11 protein-coding genes are annotated in these 18028 nt (G+C 72.2%); 8 read left to right on the forward strand and 3 right to left on the reverse strand.

Going from position 1 to position 18028, the window contains the following annotated elements; genetic code table 11:
• Positions 1-518: 518 nt before the first annotated feature.
• Positions 519-884: an Lsr2 family protein gene (locus tag G6038_RS18815; protein WP_165039315.1), complete on the reverse strand. Its 366-nt coding sequence runs from the start codon at positions 882-884 to the stop codon at positions 519-521.
• A gap of 167 nt (positions 885-1051) precedes the next feature.
• Complete coding sequence (locus tag G6038_RS18820; protein WP_346772858.1) at positions 1052-1330, reverse strand: hypothetical protein; 279 nt, start codon at positions 1328-1330, stop codon at positions 1052-1054.
• Positions 1331-1506: 176 nt separating this feature from the next.
• Here G6038_RS18820 and G6038_RS18825 point away from each other — a divergent pair, with 176 nt between their 5' ends.
• The 5 genes from G6038_RS18825 (at position 1507) to G6038_RS18845 (ending at position 14273) form a co-directional block, all read left to right on the forward strand.
• Positions 1507-2523 carry an ABC transporter substrate-binding protein gene (locus tag G6038_RS18825; RefSeq protein ID WP_165039316.1) on the forward strand — a complete coding sequence of 339 codons (1017 nt, stop codon included), beginning with the start codon at positions 1507-1509 and terminating at the stop codon, positions 2521-2523.
• A 75-nt stretch (positions 2524-2598) separates the two neighbouring features.
• Entirely contained in the window at positions 2599-11967 is a 9369-nt protein-coding gene (locus tag G6038_RS18830; RefSeq protein ID WP_165039317.1) for a non-ribosomal peptide synthetase, read from the forward strand.
• 4 nt (positions 11968-11971) lie between these two features.
• Positions 11972-12211, forward strand: a complete 240-nt coding sequence (locus G6038_RS18835) for a phosphopantetheine-binding protein (protein WP_165039318.1) — start codon at positions 11972-11974, stop codon at positions 12209-12211.
• Positions 12212-12218: 7 nt separating this feature from the next.
• Positions 12219-13469, forward strand: a complete 1251-nt coding sequence (gene entS, locus G6038_RS18840) for an enterobactin transporter EntS (RefSeq protein WP_165039319.1) — start codon at positions 12219-12221, stop codon at positions 13467-13469.
• 240 nt (positions 13470-13709) lie between these two features.
• Positions 13710-14273 carry a dihydrofolate reductase family protein gene (locus G6038_RS18845; RefSeq protein WP_165039320.1) on the forward strand — a complete coding sequence of 188 codons (564 nt, stop codon included), beginning with the start codon at positions 13710-13712 and terminating at the stop codon, positions 14271-14273.
• Between the two features lie 419 nt (positions 14274-14692).
• Here the strand turns inward: G6038_RS18845 and G6038_RS18850 are convergent, their stop codons facing one another.
• A complete protein-coding gene (locus G6038_RS18850; RefSeq protein ID WP_165039321.1) occupies positions 14693-14836 on the reverse strand; it encodes a hypothetical protein in 144 nt (47 codons plus the stop codon).
• A gap of 500 nt (positions 14837-15336) precedes the next feature.
• Here G6038_RS18850 and G6038_RS18855 point away from each other — a divergent pair, with 500 nt between their 5' ends.
• From G6038_RS18855 to G6038_RS18865, 3 genes are all read left to right on the forward strand, one after another.
• Positions 15337-15768, forward strand: coding sequence for an SRPBCC domain-containing protein (locus G6038_RS18855; RefSeq protein WP_165039322.1), 432 nt, complete (start codon positions 15337-15339; stop codon positions 15766-15768).
• Positions 15765-16088, forward strand: a complete 324-nt coding sequence (locus G6038_RS18860; protein ID WP_165039323.1) for a metalloregulator ArsR/SmtB family transcription factor — start codon at positions 15765-15767, stop codon at positions 16086-16088. Before G6038_RS18855 ends, G6038_RS18860 begins: the two co-directional genes overlap by 4 nt.
• Positions 16089-16281: 193 nt before the next feature.
• Positions 16282-17847 carry an alpha/beta hydrolase gene (locus G6038_RS18865; protein WP_165039324.1) on the forward strand — a complete coding sequence of 522 codons (1566 nt, stop codon included), beginning with the start codon at positions 16282-16284 and terminating at the stop codon, positions 17845-17847.
• Positions 17848-18028: the final 181 nt, after the last annotated feature.

The following is an 18028-nucleotide window of genomic DNA, read 5'->3' on the forward strand; positions in this document are numbered from 1 at the left end:
GGGGCGCGGGTGGTGCTGCGCACCCGCCCCGCCGCGGCGCGGGTGGTGACCTGGATTTCCGGTGTCGCGATGATCGGAATCGGTGCGGTACTGCTGATCCAGCGGGTGGTCGGATAGGCCTCGGCGACAGCACGCGTTCACGTGCGGTCCGGAACGGCGCGTGCGCGCGCCGCCGACCATTCCCGGGGAAACGGCGCCTGCAGCGTGCCCGTCGTCTTCTCGGAGTGACAGATCGAGCGAGAGCCTACAGTTGCAGGTTCCGAGACGTGTTGTCACTCTCCGAATTTCGCGTCACTCGCATCTGATCGAGACCAGGACGTTCGGCGCGCGTGATCTACGAACGCTACCGGCGCATTCGCGATGACTCGGACCGACACCTCCCATAGCGCGCTCACCCGAGGGTGCAGTGGACACGTGCTAATCGACAGCCCGCGGTTGTCCCGCGGACAGCGGGTGTCCATGGGCCCTGTTCACGGCGGCCGGAGAGTCTGCAGGGTGGAGTCACTCGGCGACGGCGGTCAGCGGTGGGCCGCTTCGAACTGGTCGATGACGTGCTGGGGGATGCGGCCGCGGTCGGAGACTTTGTAGCCGTGTGTCTTGGCCCAGGCGCGGATGGCGGCGAGTTGTTCTTTCGCGCCTGCGACGGTCTTGCGGCGCTTACGGGGTCCGGTGGTGGGGGGCCGGCGGGTCGCGTCGCGCTTTTGGCGCTGGGCGATGGTGATCCAGTGAGTGAGGTCTTGGCGGAAGGCGTCGGCGTTGGCCGGCCGCAGGTCGAGTTCGTAGGTGACTCCGTCGACGGTGAATTCGAAAGTTTGCGCCAGGCCGTCGTCGATCGGTTTGCCGTCGAGATCGTCGTAATAGGTGACAATGGTGCGTAGTGCCACAATCCCCGTCCTTTCCTATCCATCGTATCCACTTGTCACCGTATCGATATCCGACTCTCTTACTCGAACAGCCGGTGCCAGTGCACATCCTGGATCCTGTCAGGGGTGCAGTACGGGCCGGGGAAGAGACGTCGGTATCGACAGGGACGAATGGACTGTCCACGATGTTAGTCCACTCCGGTCTCGGCGTGCGGTATGTCCGATGTGGTGGGGCACGCACTGTGCGTTCCGGTCGGTTCGGTGTGCCGCGGCGGCGAGGCCGGAGTGTGGGATCGGGTGGTGCGGAGCGCGCGGCGGCACTGGTCGAACATCGCGGCGCGGTGCTCGGCGCCGGCGATCGTCCGGCGCTGCCGGTGGGCGACGTCGCGGCCGCTCCAGCGGGTGGTGTCGATGCCGGCAAAGGTGAGCGCGTCGCAGATCGTGCCGATGTGGTGGTGCGGTGTCAAGGCCGGTGCTGTGGCGACGAGGGTGGCGGGGGAGCTGAGGGCCCAGACGGACGCGGCGCGGTGTCGGGGGGCGCAGTGGTCCAGAGACGTAGCGCTTGGCGCGCACACTGAGTTCGGTTAGCCTAACCAATCAGGTCCGGGCGGGTGCCCGGCGAACAGACATGTGGGAGTACGCGATGCGGGTTGAGGGACGGGGCCGGCTGCGCCGCGCAGCGGTGTTCGGCGCGACGGCGATGCTGGCCGTGGGCCTGGTGGGGTGCGGCAGCGACAGTGGCTCCGGCGAGGAGCCGGCCGCGGACGCCACGCGCACGTTCGAGGCGCAGAACGGGCCGATCGAGATCCCGTCCGATCCGCAGCGCATCGTCGCTTGCGGCTACGCGGTGCTGCCGCTGCTCCAGGCCGACGCGAATCTCGCCGCCGCCTGCGAATGGACCCGCGAGCTGGACAACATGGACGCGGAGACCAAGGCCGCGTACGAGGCCCTGCCCAAGGTGGCGCCGGACGGAGCCGTGAGCGAACTCGACTACGAGGCCGTCGCCGCCGCCGCGCCCGACCTGATCATCATGGGCGTGCCCGCGCGCGTGCAGTCGCAGCTCGACACGGCCAAGCTCGAGGCCCTCGCTCCGGTGGTCTTCCTCGGCCTGACCAACCCCGGTGACTGGCGCGGCCTCGGTGAGCAGTACGCCGACGCCGCGAACGTGTCCGACGCCTACGGCGAATACAAGGAGCAGTACGAGGCACGCGCCGCGGAGATCGCGGGGAAGTACCGCGCCACCCTCGGGAACCTGACCTTCACCGGCGTCTGCAACGTGTGCGGCACCGAGCCCGGTGAGTTCTTCCGCGAGTACGCCTCGTCGTACACCACCAACCTGTTCGAGGACCTCGACCTGCAGTTCCCCGGTCGGCCCGCCAACCCCGAGGACGTGCACGGCGAGTACCTCTCCGTCGAGGAGATCGGCCGGAATCTCGGGAACGTCGACGTCATCGTCTACGGCGTCGAGGCCGACGGCTCGGTCTTGCCCGAGCTGCAGGAGCTGATGGCCTCCCCGCTGTGGCAGTCCCTGCCCGCCGTCCAGGCCGGAAATCTGGTTCCGGTCAAGCATTCCCACGCCGCCACCTACGAGACCGCGCTGCTCGCACTCGATTCCATCGACGAGGCGCTCGCCGCGCTGCCCGCGAACCGGCAGCAGTAGCCCTCCCGGCACCCACGGCCCCCGCGTCGGTGACCGGGGGCCGTGCTCGTCGCACACCCGCTCCGATAGGCAGACATGACCCGCACCTCCGCGCTCGAAGACATCGTTCCCCTCTCGCCGCTGCAGCAGGGCCTGCTCTACCTCAGCACCGTCGCCGCCCCGGACGACGACACCCGCGCCGCCGGAGCCGCCGAACCGGACGCCTACACGGTGCAGTCCGTGCTGCGCCTGACCGGACGGGTGGACGAGGACACCCTGCGGACCTCTGCGCAGGCGCTGCTGGACCGGCACCCCGCCCTGCGCACGTGCTTCCGCCCGCGCAAGGACGGCCGCACCGCCGGGCTCGTCGTGCGCGGTGTCGAAGCCTCCTGGCGCAGCGTCGAGCTGACCGGTCTCGCGGTGGACGTCGCGGAGCGTCACCTCGCGGACCTGCTCGCCGAGGATCTGCACGACTGGTTCGACCTCACCCGGCCACCGTTGATCCGCTGGTTGTTCGTGCGGCTCGGGCCCGACGACGTGCGGCTGGTGCTCACCGCCCACCACATCGTCGTCGACGGCTGGTCCACCCCGATCCTGGTGCGCGAACTCCTCGAGATCTACGCCGCGGGCGGTGCCGCCACCGGTCTGGTTCCGGTCCGGCCCTACCGCGACTACCTCGCCTGGCTCGGCAGGCAGGACCACGACGCCGCCCGCGCGCTGTGGCGCGAGTCCCTCGACGGACTCACCGAGCCGAGCCTCGTCGCCCCGCCCGGCGCCACCCGCGCCACCACGCCGACCGCCGCCGTCGCCGTCGAGGTGCCGGCCGGACTCGGCGACCGGCTCACCGGCCTCGCCCGCGACGCCGGAGTCACCCTCAACACCGTCCTGCAGACCGGCTGGGCGCTGCTGCTGTCCGGGCTGCTCGGCCGCGACGACGTCGTCTTCGGCGCCACCGTCTCCGGGCGACCGCCGGAACTGACCGGCGTCGAATCCATGGTCGGCTTGTTCATCAACACCGTGCCCGTGCGGGTGCGCCTGGACCCCCGCGCCACCGTCGCCGAGCTGCTGCGGCGCGTGCAGCTGGCGCAGTCCCGCACCGTCGACCACCAGTACCTCGGCCTCGCCGAGGTGCAGCGCGAGGTGGGACTGGGGGAGCTGTTCGACACCCTCACCGTCTTCGAGAGCTATCCCGTGGACCGGGACGCGCTCGACCGTGCCCAGCGCGCGGGTGGGGTCACGATCGCCGCCGTCGAGGGCCGCGACGCCACCAACTATCCGCTCGTGCTCACCGCGGGCGTCGCCGGCACCCTCGTCATGACCCTGGACTACCGGCCCGGTGTGTTCACAGCGGACGACGCCGCCGCCCTCGCCGACCGCCTCGTCCACATCCTCGACACCCTCGCCGCCGCACCGGACCGCCCGGCCGCCGCGTTGGACCTGCTCACCGGCACCGAACGCGCTCGCGTCCTCGGCGCGTGGTCCGTCGCGCCGGCCGCGCCCTCGGACGGCACCGTCGCGGCGCTGCCTGCCTCGGCGGGTCCGGACACCCTCGCGGTGGTGTGCGGCGCCGAGGAGCGCACCTTCGCGGAGCTCGGGGCGAACTCGGCGCGGCTCGCGCGCCTGCTGATCGGGCTCGGTGTCGGGCCCGACGTGCTCGTGGGCCTGGCCCTGCCACGCTCTGCCGCCACCGTGGAGGCCGTCCTCGCGGTGCTCGCCGCCGGGGGTGCCTACCTGCCGCTCGACCCGTCGTACCCGGCGGAGCGGTTGGCGCACATGGTCGCCGACGCCCGTCCCGGCGTCGTGCTCACCACCGGCGCCGTCGCCGCGGAACTCGGAGCGTGCCTCCCGGGCAGTGGTGCGCACGTCGTCGTGCTGGACGATCCGGACGTGCAGGCCCGGCTCGCCGCGCTGCCCACCGCCGCGGTCACCGACGCCGACCGTCGCCGGCCGCTCCGCCCCGGCCACACCGCGTACGTCGTCTACACCTCCGGCTCCACCGGTCTCCCCAAGGGCGTCGTCGTCACCCACGCCAATCTCGCCGATCTCCTTGCCGCACAACGAGAGACGATCATGCGGTCGGCGTCGGGCGCGTGGCGGGTGCTGCTCACCTACCCGTTCGCCTTCGACTCGGCCGTCGCCGCCCTGACCTGGCTGCTGTCCGGGCACACCCTGCACGTGCTGCCCGACGAGCACCGCAGCGACACCGCGTTCGTCGTCGACTACGTGCGGACCCACCGCATCGATCATGTCGACTGCGTGCCCGTGCTGATGAGCGGGCTGCTCGACGCCGGTCTGCTCGACGGGGACCGCCACCGGCCCGCCAAGGTCACCGTCGGCGGCGAGGCCGTCGGGTCGGCGCTGTGGCAGCGGCTCCGCGCCGCGGACGGCGTCGAGGCCTACAACTGCTACGGCCCCACCGAATGCACCGTCGACGCCGCATACACCCGCATCGGCGGCGACACCGTCACCATCGGCGGCCCGACCCCCGGCACCCGGCTGTACGTGCTGGACCGGTGGTTGCGACCGGCACCGCCCGGTGTGGCCGGGGAACTCTACGTCGCCGGCGGCGGTCTCGCCCGCGGCTACCTGGGACAGCCCGGCCGGACGGGGGAGCGGTTCGTCGCCGACCCGTTCACCGGGGACCGGATGTACCGCACCGGCGACATCGTGCGGTGGCTACCGGACCCAATCGACACCGTGCGGTGGCTACCGGACCCAATCGACACCGTGCGGTGGCTGCCGGACCCAATCGACACTGTGCGGTGGCTGCCGGACCCAATCGACACTGTGCGGTGGCTGCCGGACCCGGTCGACACCGAACGCGGTGCCCTCGAATACGTGGGCCGCGACGACGACCAGGTCAAGATCCGCGGGTTCCGCGTCGAACTCGGCGAGATCGAGGCCGCGCTGGGTGCCGTGCCGGGGGTGCGTGCCGCCGTCGTCGTCGCGCACACCGATGCCCGCGACGTGCGACGCCTGGTCGGCTACGTCACCGGAACGGCCGAGCCCGTCACCGTTCGCACCGCCGTCGCCGCCCACCTGCCCGAGTACATGATGCCGGCCGCGATCCTGCGCGTTCCGGAACTGCCGACCACCGCGAACGGCAAAGTGGACCGGAAGGCCCTGCCCGAGCCGGACTTCGGTGCCCTCGCCGGATCCGGTGCGCCCCGCACCGCGACGGAGGCGGCGCTGTGCTCCGCGTTCGCGGAGGTCCTCGGCCTCGACCGCGTCGGCGTCGACGACGACTTCTTCACCCTCGGCGGCGATTCCATCGTCTCGATCCAGCTGGTGTCCCGCGCCCGCGCCGCCGAGGTCCGGATCACCGCGCGCCAGGTGTTCGAACTGCGGACCGTCGCCGCGCTCGCCGCGACCTGCGACGCCGACACCGGGGACGAGCAGCCGGCGCGGCCCGCCGTCGCGGCCACCGGCCCGGTGCCGCTCACCCCGATCGTGCGCGAAATCCTCGACCACGGAGGGGATCTGCGGCGCTTCACGCAGGCCCGCCTGCTGATCGCTCCGCCCGGGCTCACCGAGGCGCACCTCGTCGCGGCCGTCGACGCACTGCTGCGCACCCACCCCATGCTCCGCTCGCGCCTCACCGTCGCCGACGGAGACGCGGACTGGGTGGTGCCCGAGGGTATTCCGGACGCCGCGGCGGCGGTGCGCCGGGTCGACGCGGCCGGTCTCGACGACCCGCGGTGGCGTGCGCTGTTCGAGGCCGAACGCGACCGCGCGCTGGCGGACCTCGACCCCGCGGCCGGGCGGATGATCCGCGTGGTGCTCCTCGACGTCGGCCCCGAGGCGACGGGCCGCGTGTTCGTCGCCGTGCACCACCTCGTCGTCGACGGTGTGTCGTGGCGGATCCTCGTGCCCGACCTCGCGGCCGCCGTCGATCGGGCGCGACGTGGCGCCACGCCGGACCTCGAGCCGGCCGGCACCTCCTTCCGGGACTGGGCGCTCGGGCTCACGGAAGCCGCCACGTCCGAACGCATTACGCAATCTCTGCCGCGCTGGCAGGAGATCGCCGGGACCACCGAACCGCCGCTGGGCGCCCGCCCGCTGGATCCGGCGCGCGACACCGTCGCCACCGCGCGCTCGCGCGAGGTTCGGGTACCCGTGGCGGTCACCGAGCAGATCCTCACGACCGTGCCCGCCGCGTACCGGGCGGGCGTCGCGGATGTGCTGCTCACCGCCCTCGCTCTGGCCGTGACGTCGGTGCGCGGCGGCGACGTGCTGCGCGTGCACCTCGAGGGCCACGGCCGCGCCGAGCACGCCGTGCCCGGCGTCGACCTCACCCGCACCGTCGGCTGGTTCACCACCCTGTACCCCGCCGTGCTCGACGTGTCCGGAATCGACCCGCACGACGCCCTCGCCGCAGTCGGCACCGCTCTCGCCCAGGTCAAGGAGTCGCTGCGGGCGCTGCCCGACGACGGCATCGGATTCGGGCTGCTGCGCCGGCTCGCTCCCGAGGGAACGCGGCACTTCCCGGGGTACCGGGCCCCCGACGTGATGTTCAACTACCTCGGCCGGATGACGCTCGGGGAGAACACAGGTCAGGCGTGGTCCGCCGCGCCGGAGGCGGGCGTCCTCGGCGGTGCCGTCGATCCCGGCACACCCCTCGACCACGTCCTCGACGTCAACGCCGTCACCGAGGACGGCCCCCGCGGCCCCGAGATCGTCTGCGAATTCACGGCGGCGGGCGTCCTCGACGAGGAGACTGTCGCCCTCGTCGCCGACCGGTGGGTGGAGGCGCTCGCCGCGCTGGCCCGGCACGCCGGCACCCCCGGCGCCGGCGGACCCACTCCGTCGGACCTGACCTTCCGGGGCCTGTCGCTGCCCGAACTCGCCTCGCTCACCACCGAACTCGGCCCGATCGACGACGTCGTGCCGCTCACGCCGCTGCAACGCGGCATGCTCTTCCTCGCCGGCCTCGACGACGGCACCGGCACCGACGTGTACTCGATGCAGACCGTCCTCGATCTGCGCGGCGATCTCGACCGGGACACGTTGCGGCGCAGCGTCGTCGCGCTGCTGGACCGGCACGCGACCCTGCGCACCGGATTCCGCACCACCGCGGCGGGCGACCCGATCGGCGTCGTCCTCCGGGACCCCGGCCTGCGGTGGACGGACGTCGATCTCACTCACGACCCCACCCCCGTGGCCGAATGTCACACCGCTTCGGTCGGATCGACGCGATGTGACATTCGGCCCGTCGAGGAGCGCAGCGACGACCTCGTCGCCGGGGACCGCGCCACCCGGTTCGACGTCGCGGCCGCGCCACTGGTGCGGTTCACCCTCGTGCGCGTCGCACCGGACCGGCACCGGCTGATCTTCGCCGCCCACCACCTGCTGCTCGACGGCTGGTCGTCGCCGCTGCTGATGCAGGAACTGTTCACCCTCTACGGGGCGGGCGCCGACCCGGCGTCGCTGCCCGCGGTCCGTCCGTTCACCGACTACCTCGTGTGGCTGGGCGACCGCGACACCGACGAGGGGTTGCGCCGCTGGACCGAGGCGCTCACCGGCGTCGAGGAACCCACACTGCTCGCCCCCGCCGGCTCGTCGCTCGACGCCACGCTGCCCGCCGAACTCTCCGTGCCGGTGCCGGCCGGCCTGGCCGCGCGGCTGCAGCGCCGCTGCCGCGACCTCGGCGTTACCGCGAACACCGCGGTGCAGGCCGCGTGGGCGGTGCTCCTCGGCGCCCGGCTCGACCGCACCGACGTGACCTTCGGCGCCGTCGTCTCCGGACGCGTCCCGGACGTCCCCGGCATCGAGACGATGATCGGCCTGTTCATCAACACCGTGCCCGTGCGCGTCGCGCTGCGCCCCGGCGAGCCCGCCGACGAACTGCTCCGGCGAGTCCAGGACGAGCAGAACCGGCTCCTGGACCACCAGTACGTCGGCCTCGCCGACGTCCAGCGCGCCGTCGGCGTCGGCGAGCTGTTCGACACCCTCATCGTGTTCGAGAGCTACCCGATCGACACCGACGCCCTCACCCGCGCACAGCGTTCCGGTGGTCTCGACGTCACCGACGTCCGCGGCCACGACGCCACCAACTTCCCGCTGGTGCTCGTCGTCGCCCTCGATAGCGAGCTCGCCCTCACCCTCGAGTACCAGCGGGCGTTGTTCACCGGCACCGAGGCCGGTGAGCTCGGCCGCCAGCTCGTGCGCCTCCTCGACCAGTTCGCCGGGGAACGGTCGCTGTGCGTCGCCCGGCTCGACGTCCTCGGTCCGGCCGAGCGAGGGCGGTTGCCCGAACTCTCGTCGACCGCCCCGGCCCCGCCGAACGGGCACCGCACCGTGCCCGACCTGCTCGCGGCGCAGATCGCCCGCACCCCGGACGCAGTCGCCGTCGTGTGCGGCGCCGTGCGGCTCACCTTCGCCCAGCTCGGCGCCGCGTCGGCACGTCTGGCACGACGGCTGATCGACGAGGGCGTCGGGCCCGAGACACTGGTGGCCCTGGCCCTGCCGCGCTCGGCGGACATAATGGTCGCGCTCTGCGCCGTGCACGCCGCCGGGGGCGCCTACGTGCCGATGGACCCGTCGTACCCCACGGACCGCCTCGCGCACATGGTCGGCGACGCGCGGCCGCGGGTCGTGCTCACGAGCGGCGCCGTCGCGCAGACGCTGCGACCGGTACTCGGTGGAGTGCCGGTGCTCGACCTCGACGACGAGACGGTCCGTGCCGACCTCGGGGCCCGCCCGGCCGCGCCCGTCACCGACCACGAGCGCACCGCGCCGCTGCGGCCGGAACACCCCGTGTACGTCATCTACACGTCCGGCTCCACCGGGTTGCCGAAGGGCGTGGCGGTCACCCACGCGAACCTGCTCAACCTGTTCGACAGCCACCGCGCCGACCTGTACGTGCCCACCGTGGCGGCGGCGGGCCGGACGAGCGTGGGCGTCGGGCACGCCTGGTCGTTCGGGTTCGACGCCTCGTGGCAGCCGATGCTGTGGCTGCTCGACGGCCACGCCGTGCACGTGTTCGACGAGGACACCGTGCGCGACCCCGAGGCGATGGTCGGCTACGTCGCCGAACACACACTCGACTTCCTCGAGGTCACCCCGTCGTTCCTCGACCGCATGGTCGCCGCCGGGCTGTTCGCCGGCGGACATCAGCCCGCCACTGTCGGATTCGGGGGCGAGGCCGTCAACCCGGCGCTGTGGCGGCGGTTGCGCGAGCTGACCGACGGACGTGCCTTCAACCTCTACGGGCCCACCGAGTGCACCGTCGACTCGCTCGTCGGACAGGTCACCGACGCCGACACCCCGTGCCTGGGCCGGGCCGTGCACGGCGCCGCCGCCTACGTCCTCGACCGGATGCTGCGCCCCGTGCCGGTCGGCGTCGCGGGTGAGCTGTACGTCGCCGGGGCCGGCGTGGCCCGCGGGTATCTCGGCCGTCCCGACCTGACCGGCACCCGTTTCCTGCCCGACCCGTTCGGTCCGCCGGGAACCCGCATGTACCGCACCGGCGACGTCGTGCGCCGGGTCCCGGCCGGCGACGGCCGGGTCACCCTCGAGTTCCTCGGCCGCGGCGACGACCAGGTCAAGATCCGCGGCTTCCGGGTCGAGCTCGGCGAGGTCGAGGCGGCCCTGACCGCGGTGCGCGGGGTGCGCGACGCCGTCGCCGTCGCCCACTCCGACGACCGCGGCGTACGCCGGCTCGTCGGCTACGTCGTGCCCGACGGCGACGTAGACCCGGCAGTCGTGCGGGCCGTGCTCGCCGAGCGGCTTCCGGACTTCCTGGTGCCGGCCGCGGTGCTCGTCCTGGCCGCATTCCCCGTCACCGCCAACGGCAAGGTGGACCGGAAGGCGCTGCCGGAGCCGGACTTCGGTGCGCTCGTCGGCTCGGGTGAGCCGCGCACCGAGCGGGAGGCGGTGCTGGCGGAGGTGGCCGCCGAGGTGCTCGGTCTCGACCGGGTGGGCATCGACGACGACTTCTTCGCCCTCGGCGGCGACTCGATCGTCTCCATCCAGTTCGTCTCCCGCGCCCGGGCCGCCGGGCTCCGGCTCACGGCCCGGCAGGTGTTCGAGCTGCGCACCGTCGCGGCCCTGGCCGCGGTCGACGAGTCGGACACGGCCCCGGCGGCGGTGCCCGCGGTCGCCGCGACGGGCGACGTGCCGATCACCCCGATCGTGTGGGAGGCCCTCGCGTGGGACGGCGACCTCGCGCGGTTCTCGCAGGCGCGGTTGCTCGTCGCGCCCGTCGGCCTCACCGTGGACACGCTCGGGAAGGCCGTCGCCGCGCTGCTCGACACCCATCCGATGCTGCGGTCCCGGTTCGCCGTCGCCGACGGCCGACCCCGCTGGACCGTCCCCGAGGACGCACCGGGCATCGAGACACTGGTGCGCCGCGTCGAGGTCGACGACGAGCGGTGGGCGGACCGGTTCGCCGACGAACGCGAAATCGCCTACGGCGCCCTCGATCCGGAATCCGGAGTGATGGTGCAGGCGATCTGGTTCGACTTCGGGCCGCACCGTCCCGGTCGCGTGTTCGTCGCCGTGCACCACCTGGTGATCGACGGTGTGTCGTGGCGGATCCTCGTGCCCGATCTCGCCGACGCCGTCGAACAGGCCGGACGCGGCGAGACCGTCGCGCTGACGTCGCCCGGCACGTCCTTCCGGGCGTGGGCGACCGGCCTCGCGGAGGCCGCGCGCTCCGAGCGGATCAGGGCCTCGCTGCCCGCCTGGCAACCCGCGGTCGACGCGGTCGAACCACCCCTCGGCGTCCGGGCCCTCGACCCGGCACGCGACACGGTCTCGGCGCTGCGCTCGACGCACGTGCGGGTCCCCGTGCCGGTCACCGAGGACGTCCTCGCCTCCGGGGCCGTGAACGACGCCCTGCTCGCGGCACTCGCCGTGGCGGTCGCCTCGGTTCGCGGCGGCGACGTCGTGCGCGTCGAACTCGAGGGTCACGGCCGCGAGGAACAGGTCGTGCCCGGAGTCGACGTCGCGCGCACCGTCGGGTGGTTCACGTCGATGTTCCCGGTCGCGCTCAACCTGGCCGGTCTCGACCCCGAGGACGCCCTTACCGGCGCGGCCGCCGCGCACGAGGCGCGCGCACGAGTCGCGCACGCGCTGAACGCCGTGCCCGACAACGGCATCGGCTTCGGACTGCTGCACCGCCTCGCGCCGGACCACGCCTTCGACCGCTATCGGCGGCCCCAGGTGGTGTTCAACTACCTCGGCCGGATGACGCTCGGCGAGGACACCGGCGCCCCGTGGTCGGGCGCACCCGAAGCCGTCGCGCTCGGCGGTTCCGTCGACCCGGCCACGCCGCTCGACCATGTTCTGCACGTCGACGCCGTCGTCGAGGACACCCCGGAGGGTCCCGTGCTCGACTGCGAATTCGCCGCCCCCGCCGAGGTGCTCGACGAGCACACCGTCGCCGTCGTGGCCCGGCGCTGGGTCCAGGCCCTCACCGCGGCTGCCCGCATCCCCGAACCCGTTGCACCCGAGAAGGAGTGACCTCATGTCAGCACAGTCCGGCATCCTGGACCGCGAGACGATCCGCACCGATATCGCACGGCTCCTCGAGATCGAGGCCGACGAACTCGACCCCGCGCTCAGCCTCGTCGACCAGGGCCTCGACTCGGTGCGCCTGATGGCGCTCGTGGAGCAGTGGCGCGGCGCCGGCGCGGATGTCGACTTCGTCTCGCTGGCCACCGAACCGCAGCTCGAGGCGTGGTACGACCTGCTCGCCCCGCGGTGACCCGGCCGTGGCCCTGATCGACAAGCTGGTCCTCGACGTCGACCCCCTGCGCACCAGCCGCGAATTCCGCTACATCTTCACCGCCCGGGTCGTGTCGCTGTTCGGTATCGGCTTCCTCGTCGTCGCCGTGCCGCTGCAGGTGTACCGGCTCACCGGGTCCACCGCGCAGGTCGCCGCCGTGTCGGCGGTGCTCGGCGTGACCACGTTCGCCGCCACGTTCGTCGGCGGGGTGCTCGCCGACCGCTACGATCGCCGGCGCGTCATCGCCGTAGCCCGGGGCACCGCGGGCGTGGCGTTCGCGGTGCTCGCGCTCAACGCGTTTCTGCCCGACCCGAAGATGTGGGTCGTCTATGTGGCGGCGGTGATCGACGGCGTATGCGGCGGCATCTCCGCGACCGCGCTCATGGCCGTCACCCCCAGCCTGCTGCCCCGGGAGAAGATGGCGGCGGCCGGTGCGCTCATGGCCCTCACCGGCGACCTGGGCGCGATGGTCGGACCCGCACTCGGCGGGGTCGTCATCGCCGCCGGCGGAGTCGGCGCGGCCTACGCTCTCGCGGCATTCGCCACCGCCGTGACCACGTTCTGCATCACCCGGCTGCCGTCGCTGCCGCCGATGCACGTCGCCGACGAGTCGCCGCTGCGCTCGGTGATCAGCGGCTTCCGCTACGCGGCGGGGAACCGTGTCATCGGCGGCGTGCTCGTCTGCGGATTCGTGACGATGCTGCTCGCCGGCTGGTCGGTGCTCGTCCCCGAGTACGCCACCGAGGTGCTCGGCGCGGGACCGTCGGTGGTGGGGTTGCTCTACACCGCCCCGGCGGTCGGCGCGGTGATCGGCTCGCTCACCAGTGGCTGGACCGGTCGCCTCCGCCGGTCCGGGCAGGTGGTCTTCCTGCTCATGGCCGTCTCCGCGGCCGGGCTCGTCGGGGCGGGCCTCACCGCGACCGTCGCGGTGACGCTGCTGGGCCTGGCCGCGCACGGCTTCGGCGACGCGCTCACCGACATCGTCCGGTACGCGACGGTCCAGAAGCACACCCCCGACGAGTACCGCGGGCGCATCGCCGCGGTGTGGGCGGCGCAGGTCACCGCCGGTGCCTCCGTCGGCGCGGTGGTCGCGGGCGCGGTGGCGACGCTGGTGCCGATCTCGGCGGCGCTGCCCGCGTACGGTGCCGTCGGGCTGGTGATCACCACGCTGCTGTGGGCCACCTTGCGCACGCTGCGCCGGCTCGACGAGGGGACCTCGCTCGAGCGCGTCGCCTGAGCTTGCCCGAACGCCGCGGGCCGGTTCCGCCGAGTCGAACACGATGACCCTGCGGAGGTTCTTGCCGGGGTGCGAGGGCATGCTCGTCGCCACACCGGCCTGCCCGGCACCGCGGTCTCCGAACGCGGACCGTGAGCCCGCCCGCGCGCCGCGATGAATTCGGGCGACCCGGCCGGTCTGTATCCACGACACTACAACCGGCCCACACGGGGCGGGCGGACGACGAGAAGCGAGGATGTCATGGGTAAGGTCACGGTCACCGAGTTCGTCTCGGCGGACGGCGTCATGGAGAACCCCGCGTGGACGTTCCCGTACTGGAACGACACGATCGCCGCGTTCAAGGACGCCGAACTGAACGAGGCGGACGCGTTGCTCCTCGGCCGCACCACCTATCAGGAGTTCGCTGCCGTCTGGCCCGATCATCCCGGGGAGGACGACGCCTCCAAGGCGCAGATGAACGACATCCCCAAGCATGTGGCCACGACCACGCTCACCGAACTGGAATGGAACGCCACCCGCATCGAGGGGGACGTCGCACAGGGGATTCGTGCCCTCGAGGCCGAGAAGAACCTGCTGGTCATGGGCAGCGGCAGCCTTGTGGGTTTCCTGCGCCGCCACTCTCTCGTCGACGAGTACCGGCTCGCCGTCTACCCGGTGCTGGTCGGTTCCGGCCGGCGCCTGTTCGACCCCGCTGACGTGCAGGCGACCCTCGACCTCCGCGACTGCACGGTGCTCGACAACGGTGTCCTGCTGCTCGTCTACACCGTGGTCTCCGACGCCGTAACCCTTCCGGACTTCGACTGAGGCCCGTACCCGGATCGGGCCCGGCCGAGCGGCCGTCGCCGGTCGTCTCGCGCAGCCACGGCGGTATTCGATGGTTCAGCGCGAACCTCGTGATCGGTGTGGTGCTCAGACGTGGGCATGGCCCATAGCTCGGCAAGGGAGGAACGGCGCGGGCGGGTCACCATGTAAGCGATATTGTCGGCAATGTCCTCAGGGTGCAGCGGCTCGGGGATGGCGGGCGAGGCGGCGAGTTCGTTCTTGATTTTCTCGTTGTTGTGCGAGACGGGCTCGGTGTGGACCGTCCCAGGTTCGAGCACGCCAGACCTTTCTCCCGAGTTCGTTCAGAAGTGATCGCTCCGGACTCCGACGTCGTAAGCAGATCCTCGCGACCGCCGGGCCGCTTTTCAGTCATCAGAACCCGCGCCACTCGTCGCCGAAAGTCACAGGTCTCCACCTGGACTCTGCGCGGTTCCGAAGTCGTCGATCACGTCGCCCGTCGTCGCGAGATCGTCGAGGTCGCCCGGAAGGTGATCGCCGAACGAGGACTCGACGGGACCGACATGCGTGACCTGTCGCGCGTGCATGTTCGGCAACAGTGCACTCTCGCAGTACTTCCCGACGAAGAACGACCTCCTGCGCAGATGGCTGCCGTTCCGATCCCCGTGCGCCTACCCCCGAGGTCCAGCGGCAGATCGTCAGCTGCGCAAGCCCGGGACTACGGCACCTGGTTCGCCACCTCGTGGGGCGCTCACGCCTGGGCCGCGAAGCGCGGCGCGTTCGATGCGGCCTGCCGGAGGGCGCCGGCCGCGTCATAGTCGAGATCGGTTGCGGGACCGGCCGGCTCGCGTGCCCCGTGCCCGGCGCGCTGGCCGTGTGCTCGGGGTGGACCTGTCGGCGGGCATGCCGGCCGACGCGGCCGGCCGGGTCGTGCGCGCCGACGCCGCCCGCCTGCCCGTGCCCGATGCCGTTGCCGATGCTGCCGTCACCGTCGCGGGGACCCGATTTGTGCAACTGGGGGGTTGCAGTCGGGGAAGAAAGGTGCAACCCTGGAGTTGCACAATCCCTACCCGGACTGGAGGCAATCATGGCCCCGCTCGACATCACCCGCACCATCGACATCGCGGCACCGGCCACCAAGGTGTGGTCCGCCCTGACCGAACCCGAACTGATCGCGCAATGGTTCGGCGACAGAATCGAATTCGACGCATCGCCCGGAGGTACCGGCACGTTCGGCTGGACGGGCCACGACGCCGGTCCCTTCCGGGTGCTGGTCGAACACGTGGACGAGCCGAAGACACTGATCTACCGCTGGGCACGTGACGCGAACGTGGACCCGGTACCGGGCAACTCCACAGTGGTGCGGTTCGACCTGGCCGAGACCGACGGCGGCACCCGGCTGACCATGGTGGAGACCGGCTTCGAGGAACTCGGCGACCCGCAGTCGGCCCACGACGACAATGTCGACGGCTGGCGTGCCGAACTCGGCGATCTGGTGGAGTTCCTGGAATCCCGGTGAACGATGTACCGAAGGGTGTTCCGGCGGTGCTCGCGGTCCTGGCCGACGAGACCCGCTGGAACATCCTCGCCGCGATCGGCGCCGAGGACCTGTCCGCCAGTGCACTCGCGGGGCGGCTGCCGGTCAGTCGTCAGGCGATCGCCAAGCACCTGACCGTGCTGGCCGACGCCGGGCTCGTGGAGTCGGTTCGGATCGGACGGGAGATCCGCTACCGGGCGGTCGGTGCCCGGCTCGGCGAACTGGCCGGCGAGCTGGAATCGATCGGACGGCAGTGGGACCGCCGGCTCGAAGCGATCAAGCGCATCGCCGAACGGCCCTAGCCGCACGGGCGGCCGGAGCGCGGCGATGCCCGAGCGGCGGCGCGCTTGGCGAGGACAGTGGAGCGCCGTCCCGAGGGGTCGGCCATCGACACCCTCGGGGTGGTGGTGCCGGTCGCCGCCGGCACCGACCCTGTAGTGGTCCGAGGAGAGATTCGCCTCTCCGATCGAGTACCACTGGAGGGCAGGTCGATTCATGGCGGCGAGTGGAGAGCGCAGGACCCGGGACCGGGTCCTGCGGTTCGTGACCGCAACGGGAGCGGCGACGGCACTGATCGTGGGCGGGTTCACGTCTCCGGTCGGCGCGGCCGGCTTCGCCTCGGCGGCGGGGGAGATCCCGCCGGGTCTCGAGCCCTTCTACACCCAGCAGCTCCGGTGGGGCTCGTGCGACGGCTACAGCACCGACGGATCGGACCTGGCCGGGGCCGGGCTCGAGTGCGCGCGGGTGACCGTGCCGATCGATTACGAGAACCCCCAGGGCGATACCGCGCAGATCGCCCTGTCCCGATCACGGGCGACGGGGGAGAAGGTCGGGTCACTGCTCGTCAACCCGGGTGGACCGGGAGCGTCCGGCCTCGGGATGGCCGTCGTCGGCGCCGGCACCGAGCTCGCCGAGCGGTTCGACGTCGTCGGATTCGACCCGCGCGGCATCGGTGCGTCGACACCGCAGATCGACTGCCTGACGCCCGAGGAGACCGACGCGTGGCGGCAGGACCCCGCGGTGGACATGACCCCCGAGGGGATCGCCCGGGCGGAGCAGAACCGCCGGGAGTACGCGGCGCGCTGCGCCGAACGAACGGGCACCGACGTGCTGGCGCACGTGGGCACCCGCGACGTGGTGCGGGACATGGACGTCATCCGGGCCGCTCTCGGCGACCCGAAGCTGAACTACCTCGGCTACTCCTACGGAACCCGGCTCGGTTCGGCCTACGCGGAGGCGTTTCCCGGCAACGTCCGGGCGATGGTGCTCGACGGGGCGCTCGATCCTCAGCAGGACCCGGTCGAGGAGGCGGTGCGGCAGGCCGCCGGTTTCCAGCAGGCTTTCGACGCGTTCGCCACGGAGTGCGCGACCCGCGAGGACTGCCCCCTCGGCACCGATCCCGCGGTCGCAGTCGAGCGGTTCCGCTCGCTGGTCGGTCCCCTGATCGACCGGCCCGCCGCGACAGAGGATCCGCGGGGGCTGAGCTACCCGAACGCGATCAGCGGAGTCATCGCGACCCTGTACTCGCCGGAGGGCTGGGAATACCTGCGGGACGGGCTCGCCGAACTGGCGCAGGGCCGGGGCGACACACTGCTGGTGCTGGCCGACATGTACGAGGGCCGGTTCGCCGACGGCTCGTACTCGAACTCCGCCGAGGCGATGGCAGCGGTGCGGTGCGTCGACGACGCCGCCGTGACCGACCCGGCCGTGGCCGGCGAACTCGACACCCGGTCCCGGCAGGCGGCCCCGTTCCTCGACGACGGCCGCGGCACCGGCAACGCGCCGCTCGGTGCGTGCGCCTTCTGGCCCGTGCCGCCGACGGGAGATCGGCACGCCGTGGAGGTCGACGGCCTGCCCCCGATCGTCGTCGTCTCCACCACCGAGGATCCGGCGACGCCGTATCAGGCGGGTGTGGACCTGGCGAAGCAATTGGACGCGGTGCTCGTCACGTACCGCGGAACCCAGCACGGCGTGGTGCTGAGCGGCCAGTGGTGCGTCGACCTGCCCGTCGCGCGCTACCTCGTCGATCTCGCTGTGCCGGAGGGGGATACGACATGCTGAGCCGTACCGGAGCCGACCGGTCGTGACGGGCGTTCAGGGCGCCCCGGCGGCCACCGGGGGCGCGCATCGCGAATTCGGATCCGAACGGCAGGGTTTCACAAGCCTGCTGCCAGCTGCGCGAGTCAGTGTCGAGTCGTCCAACGGGCGGGGAACCACCTCGCCCCCGACGAGAGGACTGCGA

This window comes from Rhodococcus sp. 14C212 (genome assembly GCF_011058195.1).
GTDB classification, from domain to species: Bacteria; Actinomycetota; Actinomycetes; order Mycobacteriales; family Mycobacteriaceae; genus Rhodococcus; species Rhodococcus aetherivorans.

Coding starts and splice junctions, on each gene's coding strand:
- G6038_RS18865 (WP_165039324.1), top strand. CDS start 16,282: ATGGCGGCGAGTGGAGAGCGCAGGACCCGGGACCGGGTCCTGCGGTTC.
- G6038_RS18855 (WP_165039322.1), top strand. CDS start 15,337: ATGGCCCCGCTCGACATCACCCGCACCATCGACATCGCGGCACCGGCC.
- G6038_RS18845 (WP_165039320.1), top strand. CDS start 13,710: ATGGGTAAGGTCACGGTCACCGAGTTCGTCTCGGCGGACGGCGTCATG.
- G6038_RS18850 (WP_165039321.1), bottom strand. CDS start 14,836: ATGCACGCGCGACAGGTCACGCATGTCGGTCCCGTCGAGTCCTCGTTC.
- G6038_RS18830 (WP_165039317.1), top strand. CDS start 2,599: ATGACCCGCACCTCCGCGCTCGAAGACATCGTTCCCCTCTCGCCGCTG.
- G6038_RS18835 (WP_165039318.1), top strand. CDS start 11,972: ATGTCAGCACAGTCCGGCATCCTGGACCGCGAGACGATCCGCACCGAT.
- G6038_RS18825 (WP_165039316.1), top strand. CDS start 1,507: ATGCGGGTTGAGGGACGGGGCCGGCTGCGCCGCGCAGCGGTGTTCGGC.